14 protein-coding genes are annotated in these 19949 nt (G+C 60.6%); 12 read left to right on the top strand and 2 right to left on the bottom strand.

Annotated elements, in window-relative coordinates; genetic code table 11:
- Positions 1 to 117: 117 nt before the first annotated feature.
- The gene (locus AB4P94_RS04085; RefSeq protein ID WP_395611294.1) at positions 118 to 2580 is read right to left on the bottom strand and encodes a penicillin-binding protein 1A; all 2463 of its coding nucleotides are present in this window, start codon (positions 2578 to 2580) and stop codon (positions 118 to 120) included.
- Positions 2581 to 2800: 220 nt separating this feature from the next.
- Between AB4P94_RS04085 and pilM the strand changes: the two genes are divergently transcribed.
- The 12 genes from pilM (at position 2801) to hemE (ending at position 18472) form a co-directional block, all read left to right on the top strand.
- A complete protein-coding gene (gene pilM, locus AB4P94_RS04080) occupies positions 2801 to 3457 on the top strand; it encodes a type IV pilus biogenesis protein PilM (protein WP_395611293.1) in 657 nt (218 codons plus the stop codon).
- Positions 3454 to 4005 carry a PilN domain-containing protein gene (locus tag AB4P94_RS04075; protein ID WP_395609512.1) on the top strand — a complete coding sequence of 184 codons (552 nt, stop codon included), beginning with the start codon at positions 3454 to 3456 and terminating at the stop codon, positions 4003 to 4005. The genes pilM and AB4P94_RS04075 overlap by 4 nt, the downstream gene beginning before the upstream one ends.
- Positions 4002 to 4964 (top strand): pilus assembly protein PilP, encoded by a 963-nt coding sequence (locus tag AB4P94_RS04070; RefSeq protein ID WP_395609511.1) that lies wholly within the window; start codon positions 4002 to 4004, stop codon positions 4962 to 4964. Before AB4P94_RS04075 ends, AB4P94_RS04070 begins: the two co-directional genes overlap by 4 nt.
- 70 nt (positions 4965 to 5034) lie before the next feature.
- Positions 5035 to 6360, top strand: coding sequence for a type IV pilus secretin PilQ (locus AB4P94_RS04065; protein WP_395611292.1), 1326 nt, complete (start codon positions 5035 to 5037; stop codon positions 6358 to 6360).
- Between the two features lie 4 nt (positions 6361 to 6364).
- Positions 6365 to 6883: a shikimate kinase AroK gene (gene aroK, locus AB4P94_RS04060; protein ID WP_017256559.1), complete on the top strand. Its 519-nt coding sequence runs from the start codon at positions 6365 to 6367 to the stop codon at positions 6881 to 6883.
- A gap of 122 nt (positions 6884 to 7005) precedes the next feature.
- Entirely contained in the window at positions 7006 to 8106 is a 1101-nt protein-coding gene (aroB, locus tag AB4P94_RS04055; RefSeq protein WP_395609510.1) for a 3-dehydroquinate synthase, read from the top strand.
- Positions 8107 to 8116: 10 nt separating this feature from the next.
- A complete protein-coding gene (locus AB4P94_RS04050; protein ID WP_395609509.1) occupies positions 8117 to 9682 on the top strand; it encodes an SPOR domain-containing protein in 1566 nt (521 codons plus the stop codon).
- 353 nt (positions 9683 to 10035) lie between these two features.
- Positions 10036 to 14481, top strand: coding sequence for a glutamate synthase large subunit (gene gltB, locus AB4P94_RS04045; RefSeq protein ID WP_395609508.1), 4446 nt, complete (start codon positions 10036 to 10038; stop codon positions 14479 to 14481).
- 32 nt (positions 14482 to 14513) lie between these two features.
- A complete protein-coding gene (locus AB4P94_RS04040; RefSeq protein WP_057724416.1) occupies positions 14514 to 15932 on the top strand; it encodes an FAD-dependent oxidoreductase in 1419 nt (472 codons plus the stop codon).
- 149 nt (positions 15933 to 16081) lie between these two features.
- A complete protein-coding gene (locus tag AB4P94_RS04035; protein WP_014717988.1) occupies positions 16082 to 16384 on the top strand; it encodes a transposase in 303 nt (100 codons plus the stop codon).
- Positions 16381 to 17217, top strand: coding sequence for an IS3 family transposase (locus AB4P94_RS04030; RefSeq protein ID WP_395611291.1), 837 nt, complete (start codon positions 16381 to 16383; stop codon positions 17215 to 17217). The genes AB4P94_RS04035 and AB4P94_RS04030 overlap by 4 nt, the downstream gene beginning before the upstream one ends.
- Positions 17218 to 17404: 187 nt before the next feature.
- Positions 17405 to 18472, top strand: coding sequence for a uroporphyrinogen decarboxylase (gene hemE / locus AB4P94_RS04025; protein WP_177058845.1), 1068 nt, complete (start codon positions 17405 to 17407; stop codon positions 18470 to 18472).
- Positions 18473 to 18613: 141 nt separating this feature from the next.
- On the opposite strand, the gene AB4P94_RS04020 is transcribed toward hemE, so the two are convergent.
- Complete coding sequence (locus tag AB4P94_RS04020) at positions 18614 to 19840, bottom strand: MFS transporter (protein WP_395611290.1); 1227 nt, start codon at positions 19838 to 19840, stop codon at positions 18614 to 18616.
- Positions 19841 to 19949 lie beyond the last annotated feature (109 nt).

Here is a 19949-nt window from a genome sequence, read left to right as displayed (position 1 = left end):
GGGCGCCGGATAAACCCTGTGGGAGTCGGGCTTGCCCGCGATGGCGGTGTATCAGGTAGACCGCTATCGCAGGCAAGCCAGCTCCCACATTGGATCTGCGTTTTCCCGCAGATCGGGTTAGAACAGGTCGATCGGCGCCGCCTCATCTGCCGGCAGCGGGCTGCCCGGTGCCACGCCGTTACCCAGCTCATTGACCGACGGTGGCGTGTCTTCGCTCTTGAACAGCTCAAAGTACGCGTTCGGCGTGCTTGGCGAGGCCGCACGGCCACTCACCGGGTCGATCCGCAGGCTGAGGATGCCTTCCGGCTCGGCTTGGGTGTGCAGCGGCTTGTCCTTCAAGGCCGCGCCCATGTAGCTCATCCAGATCGGCAGCGCGACGGTGCCGCCGAACTCGCGACGGCCCAGGCTTTCCGGCTGGTCATAACCGGTCCACACGGTGGTCACGTAATCGCCGTTGTAGCCCGAGAACCAGGCGTCCTTGGAATCGTTGGTGGTACCGGTCTTGCCCGCAATATCGGCACGACCCAGGGCCAGTGCACGGCGGCCGGTACCTTTCTTGATCACGTCTTCCAGGATGCTGTTGAGAATGTAAGTGGTGCGGCCATCCACGACACGCTCTGCGACTGCCGGCGCTTGCGGCTCGGCGGGGGCGGTGGCGTTTGCGGCAGGCACTGTGCCTGGGGTCGGGTTGATGGTGATGCCGCCGTTGGTGGGTGCCGCGATGCCGTCGGGAGCCGCTACGCCGTTGACCACATCACCCGGCACGCGTGGCGGGTTGGCGGTGAACAGGGTGTCGCCATTGCGGCTTTCGATCTTGTCGATCAGATACGGCGCAATTTTGTAACCGCCGTTGGCGAAGGTGCTCCAGCCGGTGGCGATTTCCATCGGCGTAAGGGTCGCGGTACCCAGGGCCAGGGACAAGTTTGGCGGAAGGTCCGATTTATTGAAGCCGAAGCGCGTCATGTAATCGATGGTCTTGCCCACGCCCATCGCTTGCAGCAAGCGGATCGACACCAGGTTGCGCGACTTGTACAACGCCTCGCGGATACGAATCGGGCCGAGGAAGGTGTTGGTGTCGTTCTTCGGGCGCCAGACCTTGTCCAGGTATTCGTCGACGAACACGATCGGCGCATCGTTGACCAGGCTGGCGGCGGTGTAGCCGTTGTCCAGCGCAGCGCTGTACACGAATGGCTTGAAGCTTGAGCCCGGCTGGCGCTTGGCCTGGGTGGCACGGTTGTAGTTGCTTTGCTCAAAGGCAAAACCGCCGACCAGGGCACGAATGGCGCCGTTCTGCGGGTCGAGGGAAACGAGTGCGCCTTGGGCGAGTGGCACCTGGCTGAATTTCAGGCTGTCGTCTTTCTGGCGTTGCACGCGAATCAAATCACCCACCTGTGCCACGTCCGAGGGCTGCTTGGGCATCGGGCCCATGCTGTTGGTGTTCAGGAAGGGGCGTGCCCACTTCATGCTGTCCCAGCTCACATGCGCTTCACCGGTGCGGGTCAGCACTTGCACACCATCTTTCTTCACCTGGGTGACGATGGCCGGCTCCAGGCCGCTGATCGGGCGTTGCTTGCCCAGCTCGGTGGTCCAGGCGCTCATGGTTTTGCCCGGCAGGCGCGATTCAGGGCCACGGTAGCCGTGGCGCTGGTCGTAGGTGACCAGGCCTGAGTGCACCGAGGTATTGGCGATTTCCTGCAAGTCGCTCGGCACCGTCGTGGTCACACGGAAACCTTCGGTGTAAGCCTCGCTGCCATAACGGCCGACCATCTCGGCACGGGCCATTTCGGCGATGTAAGGCGCATTCACTTCCGGTGTCGGCACGTGGTAGCTGGCGTTCAGCGGTTCGGCCACAGCGCTTTCGTAAGCGGCCTGGTCGATCTTGCCCAGCTTGTACATGCGGCCCAGGATCCAGTCGCGGCGCTCCTTGCTGCGCGCCGGGTTGGCCAGCGGGTTGAAGCGCGAAGGGGCTTTGGGCAAGCCGGCAATCATTGCCATCTGCGCCAGGCTGGCGTCACGAATCGACTTGCCGTAGTAGACCTGGGATGCCGCCTCGATCCCGTAGGCACGGTTGCCCAGGTAAATCTTGTTCACGTACAGCTCAAGGATTTCGTCCTTGGTCAGCTGACGTTCGATTTGCAGTGCCAGCAGAATTTCGGTGGCCTTGCGCGAAAAGCTGCGCTCGCTGGTAAGGAAGAAGTTCTTCGCCACCTGCATGGTGATGGTGCTGCCGCCGGATTGAATGTGTCCGCTTTTTACCAACTGAGTGGCCGCACGCACCAGGCTGCTGGGGTCTACGCCGTAGTGATTGGCGAAATTGTCGTCTTCCGCCGACAGCAGGGCGTTGATGAAATTGGGTGGAATATCGGCGAAACGGATCGGTGTGCGGCGCATTTCGCCGAACTCCGCGATCAGTTTTTCATCGCTGCTGTAGACCCGCAAAGGAATCTGCAACTGGATACTTCTGAGCGCCTCTACGGAGGGCAAACCCGGACTAAGGTAGAGGTATGCACCGCTGAGTACGAGCAGCAACCCGCAAACGATGGCGACAATGGAGTACCCGAAAAACTTCAGCAGACGAATCAAGGCTTTTGGATTTCCAGAGAAAAGAATGAGTTAGGCGTCGGGGCATGCATGGCAAACGATGGATCGACCCGAGCAGCAGATAAAAAGCGGGAAAAAACGCTGGGCATTAAAGCATTTTCGGCCTGAGGCGTCATTCGCGGGGCTCAAACAAGTCGACCGAATGCACCTCGCCCGGCGGCAATCAGGCGGTATGACAGGCAAAGTTTTGGGGAGTTTTATGGTAAAGGGATTTTTCAGGCGAAAAGCCGACACTGTTCTGGGTGTCGACATCAATGACACGGGTATCAAGCTGATCGAGCTGGGCGGTTCAGCCGGTGGGTACACCGTCGAAGGCTATGCCACGCAGCCGCTTCCTGCGCATGCGGTAGTCGATGGCACGTTACTGGACCTGCAAGGTATCGGTCAGGCGTTGCTTCAGGCGTTGTCGCGCCTGCACACATCCGCCCGGCAAGCGGCGATTGCGGTCGCGGGGCCTTCCGTCATCACGCGGGTGATCGAAATGGAGGCAGGCTTGAGTGACGAAGAAATGGCTTGGATGATACAGATGGAAGCTGACCAATATATTCCGTACCCATTGGAGGAAGTTGCCATCGATTTTCAGGTGTGCGGCCCTTCGGCCCGGGATTCGGCGCGGGTCGAGGTCATGCTGGCAGCGTGCTTGAAGGCGCAGGTCGAGTCCCGCGAGGCGGTTTTGGCGCTGGCGGGGCTTGTCGCGCGGGTGGTGGATGTAGAAGGGTTTGCATTGGAGCGCGCTTGCAGTCAGGATTTCGCCAGCTTCACGCCGGGCTATCGAGTCGATGGCACACAATGGGCCGTGGATGCCCAAGGGATGGGAATTGCTTGCGGGTTGGCCCTGAGGAGTTTCGCGCAATGACACGAATCAATCTTTTGCCTTGGCGCCAGGCCCAGGCGGAACGGCGACGCAAATACTTCCTGATATTTCTGCTGGCGTTCGGCGGTGTTGCGCTCGCGGCGGTGTGGCTGGCCGATCAAGTGATTGATCGAGCGATCGACCGGCAAGTGACGCGCAATAGCCATGTGGGCAAGGACATCGGCGTTCAGGATTCACGCATCAAGACCATCGACGATATTCAAGAGCAGAGCCAGCAATTGGCCGAGCGTATGAAAGTCGTGCAGGACCTGCACGATGCGCGTTCTTCCAGCGCCAAAATGTTTGATCAGTTGGCCCGCGCGGTGCCCGAGGGCGTTCATCTGCATGAGGTAGTGGCGAAGGGCGATACGATCAGCGTCACTGGCAGTGCGCAATCCAGCCAGGATATCGCCCAACTGATGCGCCGCCTCGAAGCCACCCAAGGCACTCATGCAACACAGTTACAGCATGTGCGGGCGGATGCCGAGCAGGGCGCCAACGAATTTCAATTGATGGTGCGCCAGGGGGAATCCACCGAGGCGCAGCCATGAGCCTGCCCAGGCTCGACTTCTACTCGCTCTCTCACAACGCTGCAAAATGGCCCCTGCCGGGCAAGGCCCTGTTGGGTTGTGCGTTGGCGGGTTTCGTGTGGGGGGTGGGCAATGGTTTGCTCCTGAACCCGTCACGAGAGCGGTTGCAAGCATTGGAGGCGCAGGAAGCGGTGCTGCAACAGCAATTCATGGAAAAAACCGGGTTGTCTGCTGGCCTGGAAGCGCGCACCAGCCAATTCGAGTTGGCTCAGGCAAAAGCGGCGCAGCTTTCATTGCAACTGTCGGGTGAGGGCCAGATACCTGGTTTGCTGGAGGATCTTGCACGGCTGGCAATTGCCAATGGCCTGGTGGTTCAAAGCATCACCGTGATGGATGAACTGCCTCAGCCGTTTTATGTTGAACAGCCCCTGCAGATTGGCGCCAGCGGTACTTTTCACGATCTGGCGGCGTTCGTGAAGGCTTTGGGCGAGCTCTCGCGAATGGTCACCGTGCACGATGTTGCACTTCGGTCGGATGGGGCGGTGCTGCGTCTTGAGATGCTGGCGAAGGCTTATCGGGGTGCGTCGCAGGGTGGCGGGGTTGTCGAGCCGGCCCCCCGCATTGCCTACGCCCCCTCCTCTTTGCGCGACCCGTTTCGGCCGCCCGAAATACAGGCCGAGCCTGTGTCGGGCCGGCCCGCCCCGGCGCCGGACCTCACTCGGCAGCGCAGCGCTCTTGAGGGCTTGGCCGTCGATCAATTCGAAATGGTCGGCACACTGTCCCGTGGGGTGCAGCGTTTTGCACTGCTGCGGGCCGTTTCAACAGTGCACCGGCTCGCCGTCGGCGACTACCTGGGGCCGAACCACGGTCGGGTCACGGCTATTCACGATGGTCATGTCGAATTGGCTGAACTGTTTCCCGATGAACAGGGCGCATGGCTGGAGCGCTCGCGAACCCTCGTGCTGAACGTCAACTCATAACGGAATAAGACAAATGAAAAGGACTTTCTCGTCCTTCGGTGTGGCGCTATGGATAGCGTTCACGGCACCGATGGCCTTTGCTGTGCCCAATCGCGTGGACCTGATTCAGCTGCCGCCTCCTGGCAAGGCAGTTTCGGGCGCGTATACCGGCGACACACTCACCCTCAACTTCCAGAACATCGAGCTGCGCGCGGTGCTGCAGCAAATCGCTGATGTGGCGGGCCTCAACCTGGTGGCCAGTGATGAGGTGCAGGGCTCGATCACTCTGCGGCTCAAGGAGGTGCCGTGGGACCAGGCGCTGGACCTGGTGTTGCAAACCAAGGGGCTGGATAAACGTGTAAAAGCGGGTGTTCTGTTGGTGGCGCCGGCTGATGAGCTGGCCGCTCGTGAGTTGCTGACACTGGAGGCAAACAAGCAGATGGCCGAGCTTGCGCCTCTGCGTCGCGAGCTGTTGCAGGTCAATTACGCCAAGGCGGCAGACCTGGCCAAGTTGTTCCAGTCGGTGACGGGCCTTGAAGGTGTTACCGATGAGCGCGGCTCGGTGGCGGTGGATGAGCGGACCAATAACATCATCGCCTACCAGACCGGCGAGCGGCTTGAAGAGCTGCGGCGGATTGTGGCGCAACTGGATATTCCGGTGCGCCAGGTGATGATCGAGGCGCGGATCGTGGAAGCCAACGTGGATTACGACAAAAACCTGGGCGTGCGCTGGGGAGGGCGGCTCAACCGTGGCAACTGGGGCGCCGGGGGGATCGGCAAGCCCTTGGCTCAAGGTGTCGAGCCGCCGGAAAGCCCGGCCAGCTCGCCATTTGTCGATTTGGGTTCGCTGACCGGTACTTCCGGGCTGGGCCTGGCCTTTATCACCGACAACCTGCTGCTGGATCTGGAGCTGACCGCCATGGAGAAGTCCGGTAACGGCGAAATCGTCTCGCAGCCCAAAGTGGTCACGTCCGACAAGGAAACCGCGCGCATCCTCAAAGGCACCGAGATTCCGTATCAGGAATCCACCTCCCAGGGCGCTACGTCGGTGTCGTTCAAAGAGGCCTCGCTGTCATTGGAGGTCACGCCGCAAATCACCCCCGATGACCACGTCATCATGGAGGTCCGGGTAACCAAGGATGAGCCCGACTACCTGAATAAACTCAACGACGTGCCGCCGATCAAGAAAAACGAGGTCAACGCCAAGGTATTGGTCAAGGATGGCGAGACTATCGTGATCGGCGGAGTTTTCTCCGATACCCAAAGCAAAGTGGTAGATAAAGTGCCATTTTTGGGCGATGTGCCGTATCTTGGCCGCCTTTTCCGGCGTGATGTTGTGGCGCAGAGAAAATCCGAGCTGCTGGTGTTCCTCACTCCGCGTATTATGAATAACCAGGCGATTGCTGTGAGTCGTTGATTCTGTGCGAAATTTGATTCTTGTAGGACCGATGGGGGCTGGAAAAAGCACCATCGGCCGTTTGCTGGCCAAAGAGCTGCGCCTGCCGTTCAAAGATTCCGACAAGGAAATTGAATTGCGCACGGGCGCCAATATCCCATGGATCTTCGATAAGGAAGGCGAGCTGGGCTTTCGCGACCGCGAGCAGGCGATGATTGCCGAGCTGTGCGGCTGCGACGGCGTGGTATTGGCCACCGGTGGTGGCGCAGTGATGCGCGATGAAAACCGCCGGGCGCTGTATGCCGGAGGTCGTGTGGTTTATCTGCATGCGTCGGTCGAGCAGCAAGTGGGCCGCACCGCTCGCGACCGCAACCGCCCGCTGCTGCGCACCGCAGACCCGGCAAAGACCCTGCGGGATTTGCTGACGCTGCGTGACCCGCTGTATCGGGAAATCGCCGATCTGGTGGTGGAAACCGATGAGCGGCCGCCTCGAATGGTCGTTCTCGACATTCTTGAACGCTTGCAGCAGTTGCCACCCCGTTAAAGCCCGGCTCGAAATGCGCTATTCTCGGCGGCGCGCCATTGCTCTGCCGAGTGTGGCGCAGAGCCATCAGGCGACGTCACATCCGAGTTGCCGATCGTCAATACATCTTCACGCGGGGACACATGCAGACACTTAAGGTCGATCTAGGCGAGCGCAGCTACCCAATCCATATTGGCGAAGGTCTATTGGACCAGCCCGAGTTGCTCGCACCGCACATTGCCGGCCGGCAAGTGGCGATCATCTCCAATGAAACGGTCGCGCCACTGTATCTTGAGCGTCTGAGCCGCAGCCTCGCGGCCTACTCGGTGATTTCGGTGATCCTGCCCGACGGCGAGGCCCACAAGAATTGGGAAACCCTGCAACTGATCTTTGATGGCCTGCTCACTGCGCGCCATGACCGCCGCACCACCGTGATCGCCCTGGGCGGCGGTGTGATCGGCGACATGGCCGGCTTTGCAGCCGCCTGCTACCAGCGCGGCGTGGACTTTATCCAGGTACCGACCACCTTGTTGTCCCAGGTTGATTCGTCGGTGGGCGGCAAAACCGGCATCAACCATCCGCTGGGCAAGAACATGGTTGGCGCGTTCTACCAGCCCCAGGCCGTATTGATCGACACCGCGACCCTTAACACCTTGCCGCCGCGCGAGCTGTCGGCGGGGCTGGCGGAAGTGATCAAGTACGGGCTGATCTGCGACGAGCCGTTCCTGAGCTGGCTGGAAGAGCATGTGGACGCCTTGCGCAATCTGGACCAGGCAGCCCTCACCGAAGCGATTTCCCGCTCCTGCGCCGCCAAGGCGCTGGTGGTGAATGCCGACGAGCGGGAGTCCGGCGTGCGGGCCACCCTGAACCTGGGCCACACCTTCGGCCATGCGATCGAAACGCACATGGGCTATGGTGTGTGGTTGCATGGGGAAGCCGTGGCGGCTGGCACTGTGATGGCATTGGACATGTCGCAGCGCCTGGGCTGGATCAGCGCCCAGGAGCGGGATCGCGGTATCCGCCTGTTCCAGCGCGCCGGCTTGCCGGTGATTCCGCCTGAGGAGATGACCGAGGCGGATTTCCTCGAACATATGGCAATAGACAAGAAAGTGATCGACGGTCGCCTGCGACTGGTGCTGCTGCGCCACATCGGCGAAGCGGTAGTGACCGACGATTATCCGAAAGAGATTTTACAGGCCACGCTGGGAGCGGATTACCGCGCCCTGGCCCAGCTTAAAGGTTAATAAGATCCCGATGACTAGTTTGCATGCCGACGAGGCGTTCCTCGGCCATTACCAGTTAAGCCACGACCCTTTCGCTCCACGGGTGCCGGGCTTCAAATTTTTCCCCGCCCAGCGCAAACCGGTGCTCGGCCAATTGCACCATCTGGCGCGCTACAGCCAACTGCTGCTGGTGGTGACGGGCCCGTTGGGCAGCGGCAAGACCTTGCTGCGCCAGGCGCTCGTCGCCAGCACCAACAAGCAGTCGGTGCAGAGCGTGGTGGTCTCGGCCCGTGGCGCCGGTGATGCGGCAGGCGTGTTGCGCCAGGTTGCCCAGGCCCTGAGCGTAGCCACCGCCGAGCCGAATGCGATCCTCAAGCAAGTGGTACAGCTGGGCTTGACCGGCCAGGAAGTCTACCTGCTGGTGGATGACGCCGAGCAGCTTGACGAATCCGCTCTGGAAGCCCTGCTGGCGCTGGCGGCGGGTACGCCCGAAGGCCGCCCGCACGTGTTCCTGTTTGGTGAGTCGTCGTTGATTGCCGATCTGGAGCAGATCAGCGGCGAACAAGAGCTGTTCCACGTCATCGAATTGCAGCCGTACGAAGAAGAAGAAACTCGCGAATACCTGGCTCAACGCCTCGAAGGTGCGGGCGCGGGTATCGAACTTTTCACTGCAAATCAGATCTCTGATATTCACGAAAGCGCAGGCGGCTGGCCTGGCACCATCAACCAGGTTGCCCGCGATGCCTTGATCGAAGCCATGATCGCCAGCCGCTCTGCGGTGAAGCGTCCAAAGATGGGGTTCACTATGCCTAAGAAGCACGTATTGGCGATTTCCGCCGTTGTCGTGGTCGCTGTCGCCGCCGCCTGGTTGATCCCGGGGCGCAGCAAGGCACCGACGACTGCCGGCGCGCCAACCGAACAGGCGCAGTTGCCACTGGGCAAGCCCACGCCAAACGTCGAATTCGCCAACTCCGGCCAGCCGACCAACCTGCCGATGGTCGGCCAGCCTGTGATGCGTGGCCCGCTCGCCGAAGAAGCCGGTGGCATCTCCGAAGGCGACGACGGCGTGCCGGTGGAAGGCTCCAGCGCTACACCGCCGACCGTGACCACCACTGCGCCGCCTGCGGGCGTGCCAGCCGGTCAGCCGGCTCCGGTTGCCAAACCGACCCCGGCGCCGACCGTCGCTACGGCCAAGCCAGCGCCCGTCGCCAAGCCCGTTGCACCTGCGCCCGTCGCCAAGCCGGCTCCAGCGGCCAAGCCTGCTGAAAAGCCTGCCGTTGTCGCCAAAGCTGCCGCGCCTGCCGCCGCTGGCAGCAGCTGGTACACCAGCCAGCCTGCCGGCCACTTCGTGGTGCAGATTCTTGGCACCAGCTCCGAAGCCAACGCTCAAGCGTTCGTGAAAGAGCAGGGCGGCGAGTACCGTTATTTCAAGAAGGTGCTCAACGGCAAGCCTCTCTACGTGATCACCTACGGCAGCTTCCCAAGCCGTGCCGCAGCCGATTCCGCGATCAAAGCCTTGCCAGCGAAGGTTCAGGCTGGTAAACCTTGGCCTCGCACTGTTGCCAGCGTTCAACAAGAACTCGCAACAACTCGCTGAAGATTCGGCGGCCTTACCCAGGCCGCCTCTCCCGGCACCTCAAAAAATATCCGCAACAGCGTGCAGCCCTGAAGGCCGCGCGCTTTGTGGTGTCTGCGTCACGGTAGCTTTTGAGTCGTAGCGGTCAGAATTAAAAAAGTTTTGACTAGCACAGCATATCGCTTTAAACCTTTCATAAATGCGACATAGATTTGCGACATTTCGTCGCTAAATTTGTGAGCGTCTGTGTCGGTGTGTACAATGACCTCCCTTTTGCCCCCGCTAAGCCGGCGTACGTTCGGCGTGGAAGGTAACCGGTTGAATTGAAAAGAAATTTGCCTCGTCATAAGAGGCAGCCTGGTGAGAAAGTGTCTATGAAAGCAGGTCTGTACCAACCCGATGAATTCAAGGATAACTGCGGTTTCGGCCTGATAGCCCACATGCAGGGCGAGCCCAGTCATACCCTTTTGCAAACGGCCATCGAGGCCCTGACCTGCATGACCCACCGCGGTGGGATCAACGCCGACGGCAAGACCGGTGACGGTTGTGGCTTGCTGATTCAAAAGCCCGACCAGTTCCTGCGCGCTGTCGCAAAAGAGCAATTTGCAGTCGACCTGCCCAAGCAATACGCCGTGGGCATGGTGTTTTTCAACCAGGACCCGGTCAAAGCCGAAGCCGCTCGCGAGAACATGAACCGCGAGATTCTGGCTGCCGGCCTGCAACTGGTCGGCTGGCGCAAAGTGCCAATCGACACCAGCGTACTCGGCCGCCTGGCCCTGGAGCGTCTGCCGCAGATCGAACAAGTGTTCATCGCAGGCGATGGCCTGAGCGATCAGGACATGGCGATCAAACTGTTCACCTCCCGTCGTCGCTCGTCGGTGTCCAACGCCGCCGACACTGACCACTACATCTGCAGCTTTTCGCACAAGACCATCATTTATAAAGGCCTGATGATGCCGGCGGACCTCACCGCCTTCTATCCGGACCTGAGCGATGAGCGCCTGCAAACCGCAATCTGCGTGTTCCACCAGCGCTTCTCCACCAACACCCTGCCGAAATGGCCGCTGGCCCAGCCTTTCCGCTTCCTCGCCCACAACGGCGAGATCAACACCATCACCGGCAACCGCAACTGGGCCGTGGCCCGTCGCACCAAGTTCGCCAACGACTTGATGGACCTCGAAGAGCTCGGCCCGCTGGTCAACCGCGTGGGCTCCGACTCCTCCAGCATGGACAACATGCTCGAACTGATGGTCACCGGCGGCATCGACCTGTTCCGTGGCGTGCGCATGATCATTCCGCCAGCGTGGCAGAACGTCGAAACCATGGACCCGGACCTGCGTGCATTCTACGAGTACAACTCGATGCACATGGAACCGTGGGACGGCCCGGCCGGCGTGGTCATGACTGACGGCCGCTACGCGGTGTGCCTGCTTGACCGTAACGGTCTGCGCCCGGCGCGTTGGGTCACCACCACCAACGGCTTCATCACCCTGGCGTCGGAAATCGGCGTGTGGGACTACAAGCCTGAAGACGTTATCGCCAAAGGCCGCGTGGGCCCTGGCCAGATTTTGGCCGTGGACACCGAAACCGGTCAGATCCTCGACACCGACGCCATCGACAACCGCCTGAAGTCGCGTCACCCGTACAAGCAATGGCTGCGCAAGAACGCCCTGCGCATCCAGGCGACCATGGAAGACAACGACCACGGTTCGGCTTTCTACGATGTCGACCAGCTCAAGCAGTACATGAAGATGTACCAGGTCACGTTTGAAGAGCGCGACCAGGTGCTGCGTCCGCTCGGCGAGCAAGGCTACGAGGCGGTCGGTTCCATGGGCGATGACACGCCGATGGCCGTGCTGTCCCAGCGCGTGCGCACGCCGTACGACTACTTCCGCCAGCAGTTCGCCCAGGTGACCAACCCACCGATCGACCCGCTGCGCGAAGCCATCGTGATGTCCCTGGAAGTGTGCCTCGGTGCCGAGCGCAACATTTTCCAGGAATCGCCTGAACACGCTTCCCGCGTAATCCTCAGCTCGCCTGTGGTGTCCCCGGCCAAGTGGCGCTCGCTGATGACCCTGGACCGTCCAGGCTTCGACCGCCAGATCATCGACCTGAACTACGACGAGAGTCTGGGCCTTGAAGCCGCGGTGCGCAACGTTGCCGACCAGGCCGAAGAAGCCGTGCGCGCCGGTCGTACCCAGATCGTGCTGACCGACCGTCACATTGCCCCAGGCAAGCTGCCGATCCACGCCTCCCTGGCCACCGGCGCGGTACACCACCGCCTGACCGAAAAAGGCCTGCGTTGCGACTCCAACATCCTCGTGGAAACGGCTACTGCCCGCGACCCGCACCACTTTGCGGTGCTGATCGGTTTCGGCGCTTCGGCGGTGTACCCGTTCCTCGCGTACGAAGTGCTGGGCGACCTGATCCGTACCGGTGAAGTGCTGGGCGACCTCTACGAGGTGTTCAAGAACTACCGCAAAGGCATCACCAAGGGCTTGCTGAAGATCCTGTCGAAGATGGGCATCTCCACTGTCACGTCCTATCGCGGCGCTCAACTGTTCGAAGCCATCGGCCTGTCCGAAGAAGTGTGTGAGCTGAGCTTCCGTGGCGTACCAAGCCGCATCAAGGGCGCGCGTTTCGTCGACATCGAAGCCGAACAGAAAGCCCTGGCAGCCGAAGCCTGGAGCGCACGCAAGCCGATCCAGCAAGGCGGCCTGCTGAAGTTCGTGCACGGTGGCGAATACCACGCGTACAACCCGGACGTGGTCAACACCCTGCAAGCCGCTGTGCAGCAGGGTGACTACGCCAAGTTCAAGGAATACACCTCGCTGGTGGATAACCGCCCGGTGTCGATGATCCGTGACCTGTTCAAGGTGAAGACCCTGGACACCGCGATGGACATCAACGAAGTCGAGCCGCTGGAATCGATCCTCAAGCGCTTCGACTCCGCCGGTATTTCCCTGGGCGCCTTGTCGCCTGAGGCTCACGAAGCCCTGGCCGAAGCCATGAACCGCCTGGGTGCGCGTTCCAACTCCGGCGAAGGCGGTGAAGACCCGGCGCGCTACGGCACCATCAAAAGCTCGAAAATCAAACAGGTGGCGACTGGCCGTTTCGGTGTAACCCCGGAATACCTGGTCAACGCCGAAGTGCTGCAGATCAAAGTCGCCCAGGGCGCCAAGCCCGGCGAAGGTGGTCAACTGCCAGGCGGCAAGGTCAACGGTTTGATCGCCAAGCTGCGTTACGCAGTGCCGGGCGTGACCCTGATTTCGCCACCGCCGCACCACGACATCTACTCGATTGAAGATTTGTCGCAGCTGATTTTCGACTTGAAACAAGTCAACCCGCAGGCGCTGGTCTCGGTGAAACTGGTAGCGGAAGCCGGCGTGGGCACCATCGCCGCTGGCGTGGCCAAGGCCTATGCCGACCTGATCACCATCTCCGGCTACGACGGCGGCACCGGCGCTTCGCCGCTGACTTCGATCAAGTACGCCGGTGCACCTTGGGAACTCGGCCTGGCCGAAACCCACCAGACCCTGCGCGGCAACGACCTGCGCGGCAAAGTCCGGGTGCAAACCGACGGTGGCTTGAAAACCGGCCTCGACGTGATCAAGGCCGCAATCCTCGGCGCCGAAAGCTTCGGCTTCGGCACTGCGCCAATGATCGCCCTGGGCTGCAAATACCTGCGCATCTGCCACCTGAACAATTGCGCCACCGGTGTAGCGACTCAGAACGAGAAGCTGCGCAAGGATCACTACATCGGCACCGTCGACATGGTGGTGAATTTCTTCACCTACGTCGCCGAAGAAACCCGTGAGTGGCTGGCCAAACTGGGCGTGCGTTCGCTGGAAGAGTTGATCGGCCGTACTGACCTGCTGGAAATCTTGCAGGGTCAGACTGCCAAGCAACAGCACTTGGACTTGACGCCGCTGTTGGGCAGCGATCACATCCCGGCTGACAAACCTCAGTTCTGCGGTGTTGAGCGCAACCCGCCATTCGACAAAGGCCTGCTGGCCGAGAAGATGGTCGAAATGGCCGCTTCGTCGATCAACGACGCCAGCGGTGGCGAGTTCGCTTTGGATATCTGCAACTGCGACCGCTCCATTGGCGCACGCATCTCCGGCGAAATCGCGCGCAAGCACGGCAACCAGGGCATGGCGAAAGCGCCGATCACCTTCCGTTTCAAAGGCACGGCAGGCCAGAGCTTCGGCGTGTGGAACGCCGGTGGCCTGCACATGTACCTGGAAGGCGACGCCAACGACTACGTGGGCAAGGGCATGACCGGCGGCAAGCTGGTGATCGTTCCGCCCAAAGGCAGCGTCTACAAGACCCAGGACAGCGCCATCATCGGCAACACCTGCTTGTACGGCGCCACCGGTGGCAAGCTGTTCGCCGCAGGGACTGCCGGTGAGCGTTTCGCCGTGCGTAACTCCGGTGCTCACACCGTGGTGGAAGGCACTGGCGATCACTGCTGCGAGTATATGACCGGGGGCTTTGTCGCGGTACTGGGCAAGACCGGTTACAACTTCGGTTCGGGCATGACCGGCGGTTTCGCCTACGTGCTCGACCAGGACAACACCTTCGTCGACAAGGTCAACCACGAGTTGGTCGAGATCCAGCGGATCAGCGGCGAAGCCATGGAATCCTACCGGAACCACTTGCAGCACGTGCTGGACGAGTACGTCGAGGAGACCGGCAGCGAATGGGGCCGCAACCTCGCCGAAAACCTCGATGATTACCTGCGTCGTTTCTGGCTGGTCAAGCCCAAGGCTGCCAACCTGAAATCGTTGCTTTCCAGCATCCGTGCCAACCCGCAGTGATATGCGCCTGAAGAGTTTGATGAGGTTTTAACATGGCTGAACGTCTGAATAACGACTTCCAGTTCATCGATGTCGGGCGCAAAGATCCGAAGAAGAAACTGTTGCGTCAACGCAAGAAAGAGTTCGTGGAAATCTACGAACCCTTCAAACCCCAGCACTCGGCCGACCAGGCCCACCGCTGCCTGGGGTGCGGTAACCCGTATTGCGAATGGAAGTGCCCGGTGCACAACTTCATTCCCAACTGGCTCAAATTGGTGGCCGAGGGCAACATCCTCGCCGCCGCCGAGCTGTCGCACCAGACCAACACCCTGCCGGAAGTCTGCGGCCGGGTGTGCCCGCAAGACCGTCTTTGTGAAGGTGCCTGCACCCTCAACGACGGCTTCGGCGCGGTGACCATCGGTTCGGTGGAGAAGTACATCACCGACACCGCGTTCGCCATGGGCTGGCGCCCGGACATGTCCAAGGTCAAACCGACCGGCAAGCGCGTGGCGATCATCGGCGCGGGCCCGGCGGGCCTGGGCTGTGCCGACGTGCTGGTACGTGGCGGCGTGACTCCGGTGGTGTTCGACAAGAACCCGGAAATCGGCGGCCTGCTGACCTTCGGCATTCCCGAGTTCAAGCTGGAAAAAACCGTACTGAGCAACCGTCGTGAAGTGTTCACCGGCATGGGTATCGAGTTCCGTCTCAATACCGAAATCGGCAAAGACATCACCATGGAACAACTGCTCGCCGAATACGATGCCGTGTTCATGGGCATGGGCACCTACACCTACATGAAGGGCGGCTTTGCCGGTGAGGATTTGCCGGGCGTTTACGACGCTTTGGACTTCCTGATCGCCAACGTGAATCGCAACCTGGGCTTTGAAAAGTCGCCGGAAGATTTCGTCGACATGAAGGGCAAGAAGGTCGTGGTGCTCGGCGGTGGTGACACCGCGATGGACTGCAACCGCACCTCGATCCGCCAGGGCGCCAAGTCGGTGACCTGTGCGTATCGTCGTGACGAAGCCAACATGCCCGGCTCACGCAAAGAGGTGAAGAACGCCAAGGAAGAAGGCGTGAAGTTCCTCTACAACCGCCAGCCGATCGCCATTGTCGGCGAAGACCGCGTTGAGGGCGTGAAGGTGGTCGAGACCCGTCTCGGCGAACCGGACGCCCGTGGCCGTCGCAGCCCTGAGCCGATCCCGGGTTCTGAAGAAATCATCCCGGCTGATGCTGTGGTGATCGCCTTCGGTTTCCGCCCAAGCCCGGCGCCGTGGTTCGAGCAGTTCCAGATCCAGACCGACAGCCAGGGCCGCGTTGTGGCCCCGGAACAGGGCCAGTACAAGCACCAGACCAGCAACCCGAAAATCTTCGCCGGTGGCGACATGGTGCGCGGTTCTGACCTGGTGGTGACGGCAATCTTCGAAGGCCGCAACGCCGCCGAAGGGATCCTGGATTACCTGCAGGTTTGATTTGAAACACAGTCAAATGTGGGAGCTGGCTTGCCTGCGATGACGGTGGTGAATTCAACATCGCTATCGCAGGCAAGCTGAACTGGCCTAATGATTTTGGACACTTCAATCGGGCGCTATGATAGCGCCCAAATCTGAGGTGTTTGGATATGCGTAAATCTTATTCGAGTGAGTTCAAGCTCAAGGCTGCCAGCATGGTGCTGGATGAAGGTCAGCCGGTTACCGAGGTCTGTGCCAGCCTGGATATTGGCCCTACTGCTCTGCGCCGTTGGGTCGATCAAGTGCAAAAAGAACGCTTGGGCTCGACTCCGGTGGGAGCCAAAGCAATTACGGCTGATCAACGAGAGATCCAGAGACTCAAAGCCCTGCTCAGGGAGAAAGACCTGGACATTGAAATCTTAAAAAAGGCCAGTGCTCTCCTGCTTTTGGACGCCAAAGATCATTCACGCTGATCGATGAGCTGGACGAGCAGTACGGCGTTAAAAGGTGTTGCCGGGCGTTCGGGGTTAACCGCAGCAGCTTCTATGCCTGGCGCCAGCGCCAAGGCAGAGCAAATCCTGAGCGGGAAAAGCTCAAAGCCGCGCTGGTCAGGTACCACAAGGCGTCGAGAGAGTCGGCGGGCGCACGTACCTTGTCCAAGGAGCTGCAAGCCAAAGGACATCGTGTCGGACGTTATATGGCTCGCAACTTGATGCGCGAAGCTGGCATCGCTAGTCGTCAGCGCAGGCGCCATAAGTACAAGTCGCCGGGCGTGGAGGCCTTGGTGGCGCCGCATATGCTCAAGCGAAAGTTTGATGTGACGGCGGTTAATCAGGTGTGGTGTGGCGACGTAACGTACATCAAGGTCGGCAAGCGTTGGATGTACTTCGCCGCCGTTCTGGATCTGTACGCTCGCAGGATCGTAGGCTGGTCGTTCTCGATGATTTCTGATGCCAACCTGACCTGCGAAGCACTACGCATGGCGGTGGAGTTGCGTGGCCATCCCCAGGATGTGCTGTTTCATTCTGACCAAGGTTGCCAGTACACCAGCCATAAATTCAGAAACGCGCTTGTGAAACATGGATTTAGGCAAAGCATGAGCCGTAAAGGCGAGTGCTGGGACAACGCCCCGATGGAGCGTTTCTTTGGTAGTTTGAAATCCGAGTGGGTTCCTGAAACGGGCTACAAACTGGAACATGAGGCCCGGGCAGACGTGCAGCGCTATGTCTCGCGCTACAACATCAGCAGGCCTCACAGCTATAACGACTACAGGTCGCCGGTCGTGAAGGAAAGGGTGGCGGCGTGAACCGTAATCAGTGTCCAAGATTACTTGACCAGTTCAAGCCAGCTCCCACACAAACCCCATTCCACATTGGGGTTTGCGGCGCCACTCATTGCGACAAATTGACCCGATAGACAAAAGGCACGGCTCACTCCGTGCCTTTTGCGTCTGGCTCTGAGAAAATGCCCGCACTTTTTTTGCGGATGCCGACATGACTGCCCTCAAGAACGACCGTTTCCTTCGTGCCCTGCTCAAGCAACCTGTGGACGTCACCCCTGTGTGGATGATGCGCCAGGCCGGTCGCTACCTGCCGGAATACCGCGCCAGTCGCGCCAACGCCGGCGACTTCATGAGCCTGTGCATGAACCCGGAGTTCGCCTGCGAAGTCACGATGCAGCCGCTGGACCGCTACCCGCAACTGGACGCGGCCATCCTATTTTCCGACATCCTCACCATCCCTGACGCCATGGGCCAAGGCCTGTACTTCGAAACCGGCGAAGGCCCGCGCTTCAAGAAAGTCGTCAGCACCTTGGCCGACATCGAAGCCTTGCCGATCCCGGATCCGCACAAAGACCTCGGTTACGTGATGGACGCCGTGAGCACCATCCGCCGCGAGCTGAACGGCCGTGTGCCATTGATCGGCTTCTCCGGCAGCCCATGGACCCTGGCCACCTACATGGTCGAAGGCGGCTCGTCGAAAGACTTCCGCAAGACCAAGGCCATGCTCTACGACAACCCGCAAGCCATGCACCTGCTGCTCGACAAGCTGGCGCAGTCGGTCACCTCTTACCTCAATGGCCAGATCATGGCCGGCGCGCAAGCCGTGCAGATCTTCGACACCTGGGGTGGCAACCTGTCGGCGGCGGCGTATCAGGAATTCTCCCTGGCTTACATGCGCAAAATCGTCAGCGGCCTGATCCGTGAGCACGAAGGCCGCAAGGTCCCAGTGATCATGTTCACCAAAGGCGGTGGCCTGTGGCTGGAAAGCATCGCCGATGCCGGTGCCGACGCCCTGGGCCTGGACTGGACCTGCGACCTCGGTGAAGCCCGCCAGCGCGTGGGCAACCGCGTCGCGCTGCAAGGCAACATGGACCCGACCGTGCTGTACGCTAAACCGGAAGCGATCCGCACCGAAGTCGGCCGCATCCTCGCCAGCTATGGCAAGGGCACTGGCCACGTGTTTAACCTCGGCCATGGCATCACCCCGGAAGTGAACCCGGAGCATGCGGGGGCATTCCTGCAAGCGGTGCATGAGCTGTCCGCGCAGTATCACGAGTAAATAAAAAAGCCCGGCAGACGCCGGGCTTTTTCATGGTTAGACACAAGACAAATGTGGGAGCTGGCTTGCCTGCGATGGCGATGGTGAATTCACTACCGCTATCGCAGGCAAGTCAGCTCCCACATTAAAAGCGAGAAAGGTTCAGGCCTTCACTTCTCCCAGCGGCGCCAGCTTCGCCAGCCTCAACGCCACCAGCAACGCGCCGATCAGCAGCGCGATGATGAACCCGCCAATCCCGTTCCACCCGGCAAAGTGCCAGAAGAAACCGCCCGCCGTCCCCGCAATGCTCGAGCCCACGTAATAGCAGAACAGATACAGCGACGACGCCTGCCCCTTGGCCTTCACCGCGCGCCGGCCGATCCAGCTGCTGGCCACTGAGTGGGCGCCGAAGAAGCCGAAGGTGAAGATCAGCATGCCCGGCACCACCAGCCACAGCGGTGTAAACAGGGTCAGCGCCATACCGGCGAGCATCAGCACGATGGTGCCCCACAACACCCGGCGGCGACCGAGGCGGTCGGCCAGAGAGCCGATTTTCGCCGAGCTGTAGATGCCGGTCAGATACACCAGCGAGAGCAGCCCGACCACCGCCTGGCTTAACCCGTAGGGTTCTGCCAACAGGCGATAGCCGATGTAGTTGAACATCGTGACAAAAGCGCCCATCAGCAGGAAGCCTTCAAGGAACAACCACGGCAGGCCCGCATCCTTGAAATGCATGACGAACCCGTTCAGCAGATTGCGCGGATTGAGGCTGCTGGTGCGGAAGTTGCGCGATTCGGGGAGGACTTTCCAGAATACCGTGGCCGCGATCAGCGCCAGGGCGCCGATGATCAGCATTGCGGTGTGCCAGCTCACAAAGTCGATCAGTACGCCGATGATCAGACGCCCGCTCATACCGCCAATTGCGTTGCCGCCAATGTACAAGCCCATGGCCAGGCCGATGTGTTGCGGATGGATCTCTTCGCTCAGGTAAGTCATCGCCACCGCGGCCAGCCCGCTTAACGACAGGCCCACCAGCGCGCGCATCAGCAAAATGCCCTCCCACGTCGGCATCAAGCCGCTGGCGATGGTAGCCAGCGCTGCACAGAACAGCGCGGCGACCATCACCGGCTTGCGCCCCAGCCGGTCGGAAATCGGCCCGGTGACCAACAAACCCAATGCCAGCATAGCCGTGGCCACCGACAGGATCAGGCTACTTTGCGCCGCATTGATGGAAAACTCGTGGGACAGCGCCGGCATCATTGGCTGCACGCAATACAGCAACGCAAAGGTGGCAAAACCGCCGGAGAACAACGCCAGCACCGTGCGCATGAACATCGGTGTGCCTTTTTCGATGTACTCGTCATTGAGTTGAGCGACCACTTCATCCAAAGCGGTGGGCGGGACTTCTTGAGCGAATGGCGCGACAGCAGATTTCACGGGGACCTCGGGGAGGAAAAGCCGGCCAGGACTGGCACTGCAAAAAAGAATATAGCTGCCT

This window comes from Pseudomonas sp. B22129 (assembly GCF_044218875.1).
Classification (GTDB): domain Bacteria; phylum Pseudomonadota; class Gammaproteobacteria; order Pseudomonadales; family Pseudomonadaceae; genus Aquipseudomonas.
The sequence above is the reverse complement of the archived record's forward strand: the minus strand, read 5'-3'. Positions and strand labels throughout refer to the sequence as shown.